We start from the raw sequence: 13,546 nt of genomic DNA on the forward strand, positions 1-13,546 counted from the left end.
GCCCTGGTGATCCGCACCGGCCGGTGCGGGGACGACGCGGGTGGTCCCGCAGACATGGTGGGCGTGACGGTGGGTAGAGCAGCGCCGTGCAGACCTTCCTGCCGTACCCGGGCTTCCTGGCCAGCGCGCGGGTCCTCGACCAGCGGCGGCTGGGCAAACAGCGGGTGGAGGCGCTCCAGGTGCTGCGCGGCCTGACCCGGCCGGGCTACGGCTGGCGGCACCACCCGGCGGTCAAGATGTGGGCCGGCTACGAGGAGGCGTTGACCCGGTACGGGCTGGACGTGTGCGCGGTCTGGTGCGCGGCGGGTCGGGCCGACACCTGCGCAGCCACGCTGGTCACCGACCTGACCGCCGCCCGGGGCGCGGGCCGGGTACGCACCCAGGCCGAGCTGGCCGCCGCCGGTGAGCTGCCGCCCTGGTGGGGCCGCGACGACCTGCACCTGAGCCACCGCGCGGCGCTGCTGCGCAAGGACCCCGACCACTACCGCCCCCGGTTCGGCGACGTTCCGTCCGACCTGGAGTACGTCTGGCCCCCGTCCGACCGGGCCCCGCTCGCCGCCGGGCAACCCGCCGACGCTCCCGCCGGGGACCCCAGCAACACTCCCGCCGAGTGATCCGCCGACGCCACCGTCGGGGACCCCACCGACGCCTCCGCCGGTGGTGGCGGGCCTGCCTGACCGGGCCGGATCCGGCGAGGTCAGGCAGACTGGGGCCCCTCGGGTCGGAAGGTGCACATGGCGCTGTCGCAGAAGCTGGGCCGGCTCATCGGCGTACGCGAGCAGGTGGTGGACCCGGGCGGTGGGGGCGCCCCCCGGGTGGCCCGGCAGACCACGGCCGTGGTGGTGGGCGGTGGGATCGCCGGCATGTCGGCGGCGGTGGTGCTCGCCGAACGCGGGGTGGACGTCACCGTGCTGGAGGCCGCGCCGACGCTCGGCGGCCGGCTCGGTGCATGGCCGGAGGCGCTCGCCGACGGCAGCCAGGTCAACGAGCACGGCTTCCACGCGTTCTTCCGGCAGTACTACAACTGGCGGTCGATCCTGCGCCGGGTCGACCCGACGCTCGGCTTCCTCAAGCCGATCCCCGGTTACCCGATCCTGTCCGCGCAGTGGCCCACCGAGGAGTTCGGCAGGCTGCCCCCGGCCCCGCCGGTGAACCTGCTGGCGCTCCTGCTGCGCAGCCCCAGCCTGCGCCTGACCGACCTGCGCGGGATGGACCGGGACGCCGCGCTGCCGCTGCTCAGCTACGACCCGGTGCGCACCTATGCCGAGTTCGACGACACCACCGCCGATACGCTGCTCGCCTCGCTGAAGCTGCCGGACCGGGCGCGGGCGATGCTGTTCGAGGTCTTCTCACACTCGTTCTTCAACCACGAGGCGGAGATGTCGGCCGCCGAGATGATCGCCCAGTTCCACTTCTATCTGCTGGGCAACCCGGAGGGGCTGGCGTTCGACTGCCCCGACGAGGACTACGCCACGGCGATCTGGCAGCCGCTGACCCGGCACGTGGCGCAGCACGGCGGCCGGGTGCGCACCGGGGTCGCCGCCACCCGGCTGGACCGGGAGCCGGACGGCTGGCGGGTCACCACCGCCGACGGCACCGTCCACCCCGCCGGGCACGTGGTGCTGGCCGTCGACCCGCCCGCGCTGGCCGCGCTGGTCGCCGCCTCCCCCGGCCTGGTCGCGGCGGCACCCGAGCTGGTGGTGCGGATGCCCGCGTTCGGTCGGCCCGGCCCGCCGTACGCGGTGGCGCGGTACTGGCTCGACGGGGACGTCCGGGCCGACCGGGCGGTGTTCAGCGGGGTGTCCCGACAGCCCACCCTGGACTCGGTGACCCTCTACCACCGGCTGGAGAACGAGTCCCGCCGCTGGGCGCAACGCACCGGTGGCGCGGTGGTGGAGTTGCACGCGTACGCCTGCGACGAGGGGGTGCCGGCCGGGGAGTTGGCCGAACGGATGCGCGCCGAGTTGGTCGGGCTCTGGCCGGAGGTAGCCGGGTTGGGCGTCCGTGAGCTGCGCGCCCGGGTCGAGGCGCAGGCCCCGGCGTTCACCCCGGGCAGCCACGCCGGCCGGCCCGGGGTACGTACCGACGCCGACGGCCTCTATCTGGCCGGGGACGGCATCGGCACCGACTTCCCGAGCGCGTTGATGGAGCGGTCGGCGGCGACCGGGATCATCGCCGCCAACCACATCCTGCGCGCCGAGGGGGCCGCCGCCGAACCGGTCCACTCGGTCCGCCCCCGGGGCCTGCTCGCCGGGAAGTGAGCCGCCCGGGGGCGGACCGGGCGGGCTGACCGGTCAGCCCGACGTGCCCTGGTAGGCGTCCCGCATGAGCTGCTGCATGTCGTCGAGCATCGGCATCCGGGGGTTGGCCGGCGCGCACTGGTCCTCGTAGGCGTTGAGTGCCTGCTGGGGCGGCGCCGCCTCGTACGCCAGCGCGGCCACCGACGCCTTCCGGACGATGTGGTCGATCTGCTCCGGGTCGTAGCGGTAGTAGTCGGCCAGGGCCTTGAGGCCGTCGGCGACCAGGGCGTCGATCGTGGTGGCGAGTGCGGTCGACATGCTTTCGCCTCGGCGGTTGGCGCCTTTCGGACACCCTCAGCATCCATCGACGGCCATCTCGGCGGTGGGGCGCAAGGACCGTCCGACGGTGGCCGAAGGTCCCGTCGGCACGCCCGTCCCGGGTGTCTCCGGTCGGCCGAAGGTCCCGATGTCACGCGGCGAACACGCAGCGTCGCCTACCCGACACCGGGTCCCGCCGGTCCCGGCCACCATGATTCGCATGACGGGACCGCGAAAGGCCTACACGTTGCTCGCCGTGGCCGCCCTCGGGGTGGCGGTGCTGGCCTGGCGGATGGGGGTCGACAAGGCCAACGCACTGGTGGGCCTGGCCGGCGTCTTCGCCGCGAGCGCGCTCGGCCTGCTGTCCCTGTTCAGCGCGATCGACCCACGGCTGTCCCGGGCGGCGGCGGACGCCGCCGCCGTGCCGGCGGGGGCGACCCCGCCCGCGCTCGACGCCCCGGCCGGGTCCGCCGCCACACCGTCGGACCCGGGGCCGCGCCGCCGCTGGCAGCGCTGGCGGCTGCCGGCCGGAATCGCCGTACTGCTGCTGGTGATCGTCGGTGCGGTGGCCGTGCTCTCCTGGCCGATGGACCGCACGCCGGACGCGCGAAGTGCCTCCCCCACGACCTCCGCCGACGCCTCGTCGGCCGACCCCACCGCCCCGCCGACCCCGGTCGGGTCGACACCCACGACCGATCCGTCCGGGGCGACGCCCGCCACCACCCCGGCGACCCCGGAGCCGGGTCCGGACGGGCCGACGTCCGGCCCCGGGCCGACCCCCACGGGCAGGCCGACGCTCACCACGGGGCCGGTCGGGCCGGACTGGGTGCCGCCGGCGGACGCGCCGCACTGGAAGCTGCTCGCCGACGACTCGGTCTACTTCCTGCCGAAACCCCGGCTGGCGAGGGGCACCGGCGCGGGCACCCTGATCTTCCAGGCGAAGGACCACCAGCTCGCCCTCTACAACTGGACCGACGACCCGGACGACCTCAGCTACGAGGGCTGCCGGAACCCGAAGGCCCAGCGGTATTCGAGCATCGATCTCGAACTGGTCGACCGCACCCCGGTCACCTACTGCCAGCCGGACCCGGGCGAGCCGACGGTGGTCAACTACGTCCGGATCGACCACAACCGCTACGGGTCGACGCCGGCCTCGGTCGACGTCACCGTCTGGTCGATCCGCTCGTAGGACGGCACCCGGTCGGCCGGGCCGACGAGCACCGAACGCGGCAGTTCCCGTAGATCTTGGAAGATTCCGGCCCCCAGAGGGGCCACTTACCGCCAAGATCGCCCGGTGAGCGGAGTGGCGTGCGGGCATCGAAATGCGTTGCCCGCCCGTACTGCCGCGCCTACCGTGGTCCGCGCAAGGTCAACCAGTCGATTCGGGAGCACGCCATGACGTCGCCGCACCTCACCAGCGCGTGGTCGACGCTACCCATCGACGGTTACCGAGCCGAACACCCCCGGGACGGGAATCCCGACTGACGCGTGCCCGCACGCGCCGGCCGCCCCGTCCCACGTGGACCGGGCGGCCTTCGTCGCCCAGGCCCACACGCGGGCCCGGCGGCGGGTCCGGCCGGCCGGTTCCGCTCCGGACGGGCGGCCCCACCGGCCGGCCCGATCAACCGCCGACCGTGAAGGGAGAGCCCGGTGGACGCCGTCCTCGTCATCAACGCCGACCTCGGCCCGCTGCACCGGGTCACCGTCCAACACGCGATCCGGATGCTGTGCCGCCGGGTCGCCGAGATCCACGAGGCCGAGCCGGACCGGGTGATCGGCGTCTTCCCGGTCCCCCGGGTGGTCCGCCTCGTCCGGTACGTCGTCACCCGCTGGCGGTTCAGCGCCGGTCCGGCCTGGTCCCGGGCCGGTGTGCTGCGCCGCGACGGCGGCCGGTGCGCGTACTGCGGCGGGTCGGCCGGCACCGTCGACCACGTGCTGCCCCGCTCGCGCGGCGGCCGGAACACCTGGCGGAACACCACCGCCGCCTGCTACGGGTGCAACCAGCGCAAGGGGGACCGGACGCCGGCCGAGGCCGGCATGCCGTTGCGGCAGGAGCCACTGACGCCGAGCTGGGCGAGCCTCGCCGGGCGGTGACGGGACCGGCCGGCGGGCACAGGGGGTCGCATCGGGGTACGCCCCGGCGCGACGCCCGCCGGCCCTCGTCGTGCCACCTTCAGACTCCTCGCCGCTCGTCAGCGGTCGTCGATGCCCCGGAGGAGGAGGTCGAGACCGCCGCCGAACTCCGCATCCGGCTCCAGTCTGCGGGCTTCGGCAGCGGTGGCCGTCAGATGCGGGAAGGTCACCGGGGACAACGCCGCCACCGCGGTGGTCCCGGCTCCGGAGAGCGGGCCCAGATGTTCCAACTGGATCGCGCCGACGGCGTACGCGAGGAGGGCACGCAGAGCTATCACCCGGCGGGTGCCGTCGAGGCCACCGTCGGTGAGGACGCCGAGTAGCGCCTCGGTCCAACGGAGCACGGTCGATGAGCGGTGCCGGTGGATGGGTAGCAGTGGGGTCACGGCGGGATGCCTGCCGCGTCGCGCAGTGCCATCGCGCGCGGGTCGTCCGGGGTTCGGGTCTGCGCCGCCGTCGGCCCAGTCCCGGCCGCGCCCGGCGTCCTGACGACGGTCAGTGACCGGCGGACGGGGACCAGGGAAAGTCGGGCGTGCGGCGCTCTTGGTGGGCGGCGACGCCCTCGCGGGCCTCACCGCTGTCCTGTACCTTCCGGTGCCACCAGGCGATCCGGGCCGGGCCGGCCCGGTCGTCGACGATCTCCTTGGCGGCGGCGACACTGAGCTGGGAGCGCGCGGCGATGGTGGCGGTGATCGCGGCGACCCGGCCGGTCAGGTCGTCGGCCACCTCGTCGGCCAGGCCGACCCGCAGCGCCCGCTCGGCGTCGATCAACTCGGCGGTGAAGAGCAGGAACTTGGCCGTGGACGGGCCGACGAGCCGGGTCAACCGCCGGGTGGTGGGTGCCGGGTAGACCAGCCCGAGCCGGGCCGGTGGCACCCCGAACCGGGCGTCCGGGGCGACGATCCGCAGGTCGCAGGCGACCGCGAGCAGACAACCACCGCCCACACAGGGGCCCTGCACCGCCGCGACGGTGGGCTTGGCGAACGCGGCCAACCGCTCCTCGGCGGCGACCGCGATGCCCGCGTCCCCGTTCGCGTCCAGCAGCTCGTCGAGGTCACCGAGGTCGGCGCCGGCGCAGAACGCCCCGTCGGCGCCGGTGAGCACCAGGGCCCGGACGGCCGGGTCGGCCTCCAGGCCGTCCAGCAGCACCGGCAGCCGACGCCACATGGCCGGGGTCATCGCGTTGCGCCGGCCCGGGTTCCGGATCGTCACCGTCGCCACCGCGCCGGTCACCCCGACGGTCAACTCCGCGTCCGACACCGCCACCACCCCTCTCGTCGCGCCACCGGCACGTGCCGCGTCGGTGCGGCGACCATAACGGCGCGGGCCCGACGACCACCCAGGAGGGGTGGTCGTCGGGCCCGCCGACACAGCGGTCAGGTCAGGAGACGTCGAGCGCGGTGTCGTCGACCACGAAGGACGTCCGCAGCGAGGCGTCCTCGGTGCCGGTGAACTTCAGGGTCACGCTCTGGCCGGCGTACGCAGCCAGCGAGAACGAGCGCTGGGTGTACCCGGTGGCCTTGTTCAGGTTCGAGTAGGTCGCCAGGGTCGCCAGCACGGTGCCGGAGGAGTTGAGCACCTGCACCGTCAACTTGTCGTACGCGGTGGTGGTGCTGGCCTCCCGCGTGTCGATGTGCAGCCAGAAGCTGAAGTTGTACGTCGCGCAGCCGGCCGGCAGGCTCACCGACTGGGAGAGCGTCTCGGTCAGGGTGCCACCGGTGCCGCCCAGCCAGGCGTTCCAGGTGCCACCGTGAGTGGGCTGGCTGGCGCCGTTCTGCCCGATGACGCCCGTGCTGGCCGCCCAGACCGTGTTGCCGGACTCGAAGCCGGGGTTGCCCAGCTTCTGGCCGGCGGTGCAACTGCCACCGACACTGCTCACGGTCAGCGCGTAGCTGGCCGAGTGGGCCACCGCGCCGGTGCCGGTGACCGTCACCGTGTAGCTGCCGGCCGGGGTGCTGGCCGAGGTGGCGATGGTCAGGGTCGACGAGGCACCCGAGGTCACCGAGGCCGGGCTGAACGACGCGGTCGCGCCGGTCGGCAGGCCGGACGCGGAGAACGTCACGGTCTGCGCGGTGCCGCTGGTGGTCGCGGTGGCGACGGTGGTGGCGACGGAGCCGCCCGCGGTCACCGACCCGGAGGTCGGGGAGAGCGCGACGGAGAAGTCGTTACCGGTCGAGGAGCAGGGGGCGTCGCTGCCGGCCACGGCCACCGCGGTCCACGCCGCCTGGACGGCCTTGTACTCGGTGGAGCAGCTACCGTACAGGTCGGTGGCCGCCTTCAGGCTGTACGCGCGGGCGGTGTTCGCCGGGGTGCTGGTGTTGACGTACGACGTGTTGGAGGTGAAATACACGTCCAGGGCGCGGTACCAGATCTTCTCGGCCTTGGCCCGGCCGATGCCGGTGACCGCCGGGGCGGAGCCGCAGACCGGCGAGGTGCCGTACGACGTGGCGCCGGTGCCCTCGGCGAGGTTGAAGAAGAAGTGGTTGGCGACGCCGGAGGAGTAGTGCACGTCCTTGTTCTTGGTGCTGGTGGTCCAGCACGAGTCGGACGAGCCGTCCAGCGACGGGTTGTACATGTAGCGCAGCGGGGTGCCGTTGCCGTTGATGTTGATCTTCTCACCGACCTGGTAGTCGCCCGGGTCGCTCGGCGCGGCGGCGTAGAACTCCACCATGTTGCCGAAGATGTCGCTGGTGGCCTCGTTGAGTCCGCCCGACTCGCCGGAGTAGACCAGGCCGGCGACGGCCTCGGTGACACCGTGGCTCATCTCGTGGCCGGCGACGTCGAGGGAGACCAGCGGGCGGGCGTTGCTGGCGCCGTCGCCGTAGGTCATCTGGGCGCCGTCCCAGAAGGCGTTGATGTAGTTGCGGCCGTAGTGCACCCGGCTCGGCACACCCGTGCCGTTGCCGAAGATGCCGTTGCGGCCGTGCACGTTCTTGAAGTAGTCGAACGTCTTGGCGGCACCGAAGTGGGCGTCGACGCCGGCGGACTGCCGGTTGGTGTTGGTGCCGTCGCCCCAGGCGTTGTCGGCGTCGGTGAACGTGGTGCAGGTGCTGGTGCCGTTGTTCATGTCGCAGGTGCGGCCGTTGCCGTGCGACGGGTCGATCATCTGGTAGGTGCTGCCGGAGAGCGTGGTGTCGATGCTGACCGAGCCGGTGTAGATGCCCTGGCCGCTGCCGACCACCGACTCGATCTCGTCGTGCGCGCCGATGACCCGGCCGGTGCTGGCGTCGGTGATGACGTGCAGCTTCGACGGGGTCTGCTGGTCGGCCTTCCAGCCGGACAGCACGGTCTCCCAGGCGAGCCGGCCCTTGCCGGAGCTGGCGTCGACGAACAGCTCCGGTGCGCCGACCTCGGTGATCTTGCCGGAGAACGCCTTGCGCGCCGTCGCCTTGGCCGCCGCCGGAGAGATCTTGGCGGCGGTGCCGAGGGTGAGCGGAGCGGCCAGGCCGACCGAGGTGCCGGCGAGGGTGCCGTTGGGCGCGGTGTGGATGACGAAGTCACCGCCGTACACCCGCAGACCCTGGTAGGTACGGGTGTAGCGGACGTGTGCCGCACCGTTGGCATCGACCTTGGTGCGGACGGCCTGGTAGGCCTCTCCGCTGACGCCCTGCACGGCACCGGGGTTGCTGCGCAGCAGGCTCTCGGCGCGGGCGGCAGGGGCGGTGTCGGGGGCAGGGGCGGCCGGAGCCGCCTGCGCTGCGGTGACGACGCAGGTCAGCAATCCGCTGGTGAGCAGAGCTGCGCTGACGGCGGCGACGGGTCTTTTCACGTGCCCTCCTGGCAAGGGAAAGATGTGACGGGGGTGGTCACGCATGTAGATATAGCGATACATCGAAGAAAAGAGAAGGGATGGAGCGGTTCCATGACACGACACTGGCCGAACGGAGGAGGGGTCCTGCCCGGGGAACCGATTGACGTCGATGCGCGTCGGAACGGCATGAGATCACCCGCCCTGGTCCTGACCACGATCACGGTTTCCCTCGGCCTGCTGACCGGCTGCTCAGCGAGCGACCCGGGCTCACCTGCGGCACCGCCCGCCACCACAACGGCCACCGCCGCCACCCCGGCCACCACCGCCACCCCGACCGCCGCTGCCGGTGACGGCACCCCGGGCGGTACGGCCGACGCCGGCACCACGCGGGGTCCCGGCGTCACGGAGTCCGCCGCCACCGTCGACCGGGTCACCCTGACCCGCTCCGGTGGTTTCGCGGGGAACCGCGACACGGTGACCGTCGAGCCCGACGGTCGATGGACCACGACCGACCGGGCCGGCACGACCCGTACCGGCCGGCTCACCCCGGCACAGCTCGACCAGCTCCGGACGCTCACCGGCCCGGCCACCCGCAGCCGCGGCGGCCCGCCCGACGGCCGCTGCGCGGACACCTACGCCTATCAGCTCACCGTCGGGACCCGCAGCGTCGAGTGGTCCGACTGCCCGAGCGGTCCGCAACCGCCGGCCGCCGCGCCCCAACTGGCCGCCCTGCTGCTGAAGACCACCACGACCGGCTGACCACCGACGCGGTGACCGTCGACCCTCCGAGCGGGCACCGCACCCCGGCCGGGGTGCGGTGCCCGCCCACACCCGATTCCGCCGCCCCGGACCGGAGAACTGCCCACCGTGAAATCGGGGGGCCGACGACAAACCAGGGCGACACCGGTCGGATAACCTACCCGCTCCGATTGCCGCGAGGAGCGTTGTGCCGAAGAGACGACCCGCCGGTCCGCGCCGCCCGCTCGACCTGACCGATCCGCGCCACCCGGCCGGCCCGGCCGGTGCGCGTCGACCGCTCGGCCCGGCCGACGTGCGCCACCAGGCCGGCCCGCGCCGCCCGCTCGACAGGCGTCACCAGGCCGGCCCGCGTCGACCGCTCGGCCGCCTGGCCGGGGTGCTGCCCGCGGTGGTCGCCGCCGTCCTGGTCTCCGGTTGCGCGGTGGCCGACGCCGGGCAGTCGGCGGGCCCCGCCCCGACAGCCGCGGCGCGGACGCTGCGGACCCCGGACACCCTGCTCGGTCTGCCCCGCTCGGGTGCCCCGCTGCCGGCCGGACTGCCCCGGTTCCGGCTGAACGAGTTGGCCCGGGAGGCCACCCCGGCCACCAGCACCGTCGAGAGAACGTACGGCCGGGGTCGGAACGGCCCCGAGACGATCATCGTGAGCGCCGTCTCGGGCCGGATCACCGACCCGCAGGCCACCCTGGCCCGGCTGCTGAAGCCGTACCGGATTCCGAAGCTCAGGACGGTGGAGTTCGGCCGGTTCGGCGGCGAGGCCCGCTGCGGGCGGGGCCGGACCGCCGACGAGGGTCATCTCACCGCCTGCGCCTGGGCCGACCCGGAGATCGCCGGAGTGGTGGTCTTCCTGACCGCCACCAAGCAGCCCGACCGCAAGGAGGACTTCCTGACGGTACGCGACGAGCTGGAACAGCCCACCGGCTGACCGGCCAGCCTCACCCGACCACCCGGAACCGTTCGGCCACGGCGACGGTGTCGTCGTCCACCCGGAACCCGGGGTCACCGAGCCAGCCCAGGTAGTCCGACCCGTGCCAGAACCCCTCGTGGCCGGCCCGCCAGGCCGCCACCGAGTCGTACCCCTCCCCCTCGTCCCGGGCGTGATCGAGGTCGACGTCGCCGAGCCGGACCAGCCGTACCTCGGTCACCTCGATCACCGCGACCGGACGCTCGGCGGAGTCGACCACCACCGCCCGGTCACCCACGACGGGCAGCGGCTCACCGTCACGCTCGTAGTCCTGGAGCAGACCGGTGGTGGAGGTCTTCTCCCCGCTGAGCACGGCGGCCACGAGCTGGTCGCGCAGCGGACCGGGAAAGGCGAACTCGCACTTCGGCAGATCGGGAAAGCTCGGCGCGGTCATCGGGCGACGGTAGCCGCCGACCACGCCACCCACACCCGATATTCCGGCGGCCGCGCCCCACACCCGGCATGCCGGCAGCCGCGCCGCCCACACCTGATGTGCCGCCGGCCGCGCCGCTCACACCCGGTATTCCGGTGGCAGACCGGTGCCCCGCAGGTCCGCCGGCAGATGCGCCACATCGTTGACGGTGATCAGGTTCGGCGGCCCGGCGGCGGCGTACCTGATCACCGTCAGTGCACAGTGCTGCAGGTTGAGCCCCAGCCAGCGGTGCACCGGGGCCTCCAGCGCGTGCCGGATCAGCCAGGCGATCAGGAAGTTGTGGGTGATCACCAGCTCACGCACCACCACGTCGGCCGGGGCCTCGGCTGATGCGACGGCGAAGCGGGCCACCGCCTCCGCCGTGCGGCGCGGCCCGTCGATCCGTTCCCGCGCGGCGAAACCGGCCAGCAGCTCCGCGTACGCCCCGGGCAGGCCGGTCGGATCGGTGTCGTGCGGGAGGTGGTCGCCGGCCAGCTCGGTCGCGTACACCGGAACGCCGGGCAGCGACCCCGCGACCAGGGCGGCGGTCTCCCCGGCCCGGCGCAACGGCCCGTGGTGCACCGCGCGCAGCGGTACGCCCCGCAACCGCTCCCCCAGCAACGTCGCCTGCCGGCGGCCCCGGGCGGAGAGCGCGCCGTCGGCCGATCCGCCATCCTGCTCGCCGTGCCGGGCCAGGTAGAGCAGCCGCACACCCATCGCCACCTCGTCAGGGTCGGGAGGCGCGAGCGTAACCCGCGCTTCCCGACCACGCCGCCCTCAGGCCCGGGGGAACATCTGGCCGATGCGGATCCGGTTGCCGAACGGGTCCCGGATGCCGAAGTCGATGCCGTACGGGCGCTCGGTCGGCTCGTCGGTGATGTCGACGCCCTTGCCCACCAGATCCTCGTACGTCTTGTGGGCGTCGTCGGTGGTGATGCTCAGCCACCCACCGATCGCACCCTTGGTCAGCAGCTCCCGGACCTGCTCGGCGGTCGCCGGGTCCAACGCGGGCGGGCCGGGCTTCTCCAGCAGCACCTCCCGCTGCGGGTCGCCGGGCACGTTGACCGTCAGCCACCGCATGAAGCCCAGATCCTGGTCGGTATTGACCTCGAAGCCCAGCTTGCCGACATAGAAGTCGAGCGCCTCGTCCTGGTCGAGGACGTAGAGCTGGGAACGGGTGATCGCGTTCATCGTCATGCCGGGAACGCTATGCCAGGCCCCTGACCTGCTGCTTATCCAAAACTGCTGGGCCTGGTCCAAGCCTTGGCGAAGCAGCTCGGCACCGGCCCGTCGCCCGCCGACCGGCTGCTGCGGTATCCGCTGGGCGACTCACCGACGATCTGCCGGAAGGTACGGCTGAACGAGCCGAGACTGCTGAACCCGACGGCGTAACAGATCTCGGTGACGTCCCGGTCGGTCTCCACCAGCATCGCCATCGCCCGCTCCACCCGACGTCGTTGCAGGTAGCGGTGCGGGGTCTCACCGAAGGTGGCCCGGAAGGTGCGGATGAAGTGCGCCTCGGAGACCAGCGCGATCCGGGCCAACGCCGGGATGTCCAACGGGTCCGCGTACGCCCGGTCCATCGCGTCCCGGGCCCGCAACATGGCCCGGTTCGACTGCTCCACCGCACGACTCATCGGCCCCCGCCCGTCGTCCTAGCTCCGCGCCGACCAGGCTACCCAGCCGGACCGACCGGCGTGGTCCCGCCGCGACCGGCGACGGTGGGCCCTGCGGAGATCCGGAACGCTCAGCAGCCGCTCCACCGGACCGGGAAGGAGACCTGCAGGCCGGCGGCCCTGCCGACGACCAGACCGTTGTCGGCGATGGCCTCGGCGATGACGCGGGTCACCGGGTCCGAGACGACGCTGCGCAGTGGCACCCGGCGATCAAGGTGATCGACCATCGAGTCGGAGAGCAGGCTACCGGCGGCGTTGACGCCCGTCATGGCGATCAATCCCGGTCTGACCGGGGTCGCCACCCCGGTGCGCAGGTCCCAGCGCACCATCCGCCAGTACTGACCGTCCGCCGTGTCGGCGACAAGGCCGACCGCCCAGTTTCCCCGGGCCGCCCGCACCGTCGACTTCACGGCCCCGGGCGCGGTGAGCCGGTCGATCCGCCCGTCGGGACGACGCACCCAGGCAACGGGCGGCGGGGCGACCCCGCGCCCGGCGGCAGCACGCGCCCCGGCATCGCGCGACGAGCGGTCCTCCTCGGCGGGGACCTCACCGACGATGGTGCCGTCGTCGAGGACCGCCACCGGTATGCCGCCGGGTTCAAGAACCTCGACGGTGTCCGGTCGGTCGACCGGCCAGAGCAGGGTCACCGGTTCCTCCAGGTAACCGCCGTAGCCGACGATGTCCCCTCGGCTGTTGACAGCCGTGACATAGCCGCCGATCCCGTTCGGCGGCAGGGGCAGCCACTCCACCCGGCCGTCCCGGTAGCGCCACGGTCGGTTGCCGGTGCTGGTGGAGCTGTCGCCGACCAGGACGCCGTGCCGGTTGACGGCCACCAGCAGACCGGGTGATCTCGTCAACACGGTGACGCGCGGGCCGTCCCACCGCAGCAGCAGCGACTCCTGCCCCTGATCGGTGGCCCGCCTGCCGGTGCCGACGATGAACCGGCCGGCCGGGTCGACGAGCATCGCGTCCCAGGCCAGGCTCGCGCCGGCCGGCAGGGGCAGCGGATGCATCATGCAGGCCGGGACGCTGTCCGTCCTCGGCGCGGCCATCGCGGGTCCGGGTGCGACAAGTGTCGCCGCCAGCAGGCCGACGGTGAGGATGGTGCACAGTCGACGCGGGGCGATGAGGATCATGAGGCAGCCCGTCTCAGCCGGTGGGGTGGGGTCCTTCCACTCAACCAGCTCGATTCATCCACCGGAAGTGACCATTCGGTCACGCAGGGCAGAGGTGATGACAGGAGCGTGCGCCCGGTCGATATCGACGGATCGACAGGCGGCAACGCCAGTGGCGGCC

General features: G+C 73.2%; 15 protein-coding genes. 6 read left to right on the top strand and 9 right to left on the bottom strand.

Translation table 11 applies throughout. The features are described 5' to 3' along the window. Positions 1–86: 86 nt before the first annotated feature. Positions 87–614, top strand: a complete 528-nt coding sequence (locus GA0070216_RS18665; protein ID WP_091247517.1) for an MSMEG_6728 family protein — start codon at positions 87–89, stop codon at positions 612–614. Positions 615–734: 120 nt separating this feature from the next. Then, positions 735–2,261 (top strand): FAD-dependent oxidoreductase, encoded by a 1,527-nt coding sequence (locus tag GA0070216_RS18670; RefSeq protein WP_091247519.1) that lies wholly within the window; start codon positions 735–737, stop codon positions 2,259–2,261. Positions 2,262–2,294: 33 nt separating this feature from the next. On the opposite strand, the gene GA0070216_RS18675 is transcribed toward GA0070216_RS18670, so the two are convergent. Continuing rightward, a complete protein-coding gene (locus GA0070216_RS18675) occupies positions 2,295–2,558 on the bottom strand; it encodes a hypothetical protein (protein ID WP_091247521.1) in 264 nt (87 codons plus the stop codon). Positions 2,559–2,778: 220 nt separating this feature from the next. Here GA0070216_RS18675 and GA0070216_RS34600 point away from each other — a divergent pair, with 220 nt between their 5' ends. Together GA0070216_RS34600 and GA0070216_RS18685 are read left to right on the top strand one after the other, a co-directional pair. Further along, on the top strand, positions 2,779–3,747 hold the full coding sequence (locus GA0070216_RS34600; protein ID WP_091247523.1) for a hypothetical protein: 969 nt from the start codon (positions 2,779–2,781) through the stop codon (positions 3,745–3,747). A 461-nt stretch (positions 3,748–4,208) separates the two neighbouring features. Beyond that, positions 4,209–4,652 (top strand): HNH endonuclease, encoded by a 444-nt coding sequence (locus GA0070216_RS18685; protein WP_091247525.1) that lies wholly within the window; start codon positions 4,209–4,211, stop codon positions 4,650–4,652. Between the two features lie 98 nt (positions 4,653–4,750). Here GA0070216_RS18685 and GA0070216_RS35590 read toward each other — a convergent pair whose 3' ends face one another. The 3 genes from GA0070216_RS35590 to GA0070216_RS18700 all read right to left on the bottom strand — a co-directional run bounded on the left by GA0070216_RS35590 (position 4,751) and on the right by GA0070216_RS18700 (position 8,460). Next, on the bottom strand, positions 4,751–5,077 hold the full coding sequence (locus GA0070216_RS35590) for a TetR/AcrR family transcriptional regulator C-terminal domain-containing protein (RefSeq protein WP_245722585.1): 327 nt from the start codon (positions 5,075–5,077) through the stop codon (positions 4,751–4,753). A gap of 109 nt (positions 5,078–5,186) precedes the next feature. Beyond that, complete coding sequence (locus tag GA0070216_RS18695; protein WP_091247926.1) at positions 5,187–5,957, bottom strand: enoyl-CoA hydratase/isomerase family protein; 771 nt, start codon at positions 5,955–5,957, stop codon at positions 5,187–5,189. A gap of 115 nt (positions 5,958–6,072) precedes the next feature. Next, positions 6,073–8,460 (bottom strand): M4 family metallopeptidase, encoded by a 2,388-nt coding sequence (locus GA0070216_RS18700; protein ID WP_091247529.1) that lies wholly within the window; start codon positions 8,458–8,460, stop codon positions 6,073–6,075. A gap of 168 nt (positions 8,461–8,628) precedes the next feature. Here GA0070216_RS18700 and GA0070216_RS18705 point away from each other — a divergent pair, with 168 nt between their 5' ends. Together GA0070216_RS18705 and GA0070216_RS18710 are read left to right on the top strand one after the other, a co-directional pair. Continuing rightward, positions 8,629–9,201, top strand: coding sequence for a hypothetical protein (locus GA0070216_RS18705; protein ID WP_091247532.1), 573 nt, complete (start codon positions 8,629–8,631; stop codon positions 9,199–9,201). 187 nt (positions 9,202–9,388) lie between these two features. After that, positions 9,389–10,123, top strand: a complete 735-nt coding sequence (locus GA0070216_RS18710) for a hypothetical protein (protein ID WP_091247534.1) — start codon at positions 9,389–9,391, stop codon at positions 10,121–10,123. Positions 10,124–10,133: 10 nt separating this feature from the next. Here GA0070216_RS18710 and GA0070216_RS18715 read toward each other — a convergent pair whose 3' ends face one another. The 5 genes from GA0070216_RS18715 to GA0070216_RS18735 all read right to left on the bottom strand — a co-directional run bounded on the left by GA0070216_RS18715 (position 10,134) and on the right by GA0070216_RS18735 (position 13,386). Beyond that, positions 10,134–10,556 carry an ASCH domain-containing protein gene (locus GA0070216_RS18715; protein WP_091247928.1) on the bottom strand — a complete coding sequence of 141 codons (423 nt, stop codon included), beginning with the start codon at positions 10,554–10,556 and terminating at the stop codon, positions 10,134–10,136. 117 nt (positions 10,557–10,673) lie between these two features. Further along, positions 10,674–11,291, bottom strand: a complete 618-nt coding sequence (locus GA0070216_RS18720) for a histidine phosphatase family protein (protein ID WP_091247535.1) — start codon at positions 11,289–11,291, stop codon at positions 10,674–10,676. Positions 11,292–11,351: 60 nt separating this feature from the next. Further along, complete coding sequence (locus GA0070216_RS18725; protein ID WP_091247537.1) at positions 11,352–11,771, bottom strand: VOC family protein; 420 nt, start codon at positions 11,769–11,771, stop codon at positions 11,352–11,354. A 35-nt stretch (positions 11,772–11,806) separates the two neighbouring features. Beyond that, positions 11,807–12,211, bottom strand: a complete 405-nt coding sequence (locus GA0070216_RS18730) for a helix-turn-helix domain-containing protein (protein WP_091247539.1) — start codon at positions 12,209–12,211, stop codon at positions 11,807–11,809. A 110-nt stretch (positions 12,212–12,321) separates the two neighbouring features. Further along, the gene (locus GA0070216_RS18735; RefSeq protein WP_091247541.1) at positions 12,322–13,386 is read right to left on the bottom strand and encodes a hypothetical protein; all 1,065 of its coding nucleotides are present in this window, start codon (positions 13,384–13,386) and stop codon (positions 12,322–12,324) included. Positions 13,387–13,546: the final 160 nt, after the last annotated feature.

This window comes from Micromonospora matsumotoense (assembly GCF_900091525.1).
GTDB classification, from domain to species: Bacteria; Actinomycetota; Actinomycetes; order Mycobacteriales; family Micromonosporaceae; genus Micromonospora; species Micromonospora matsumotoensis.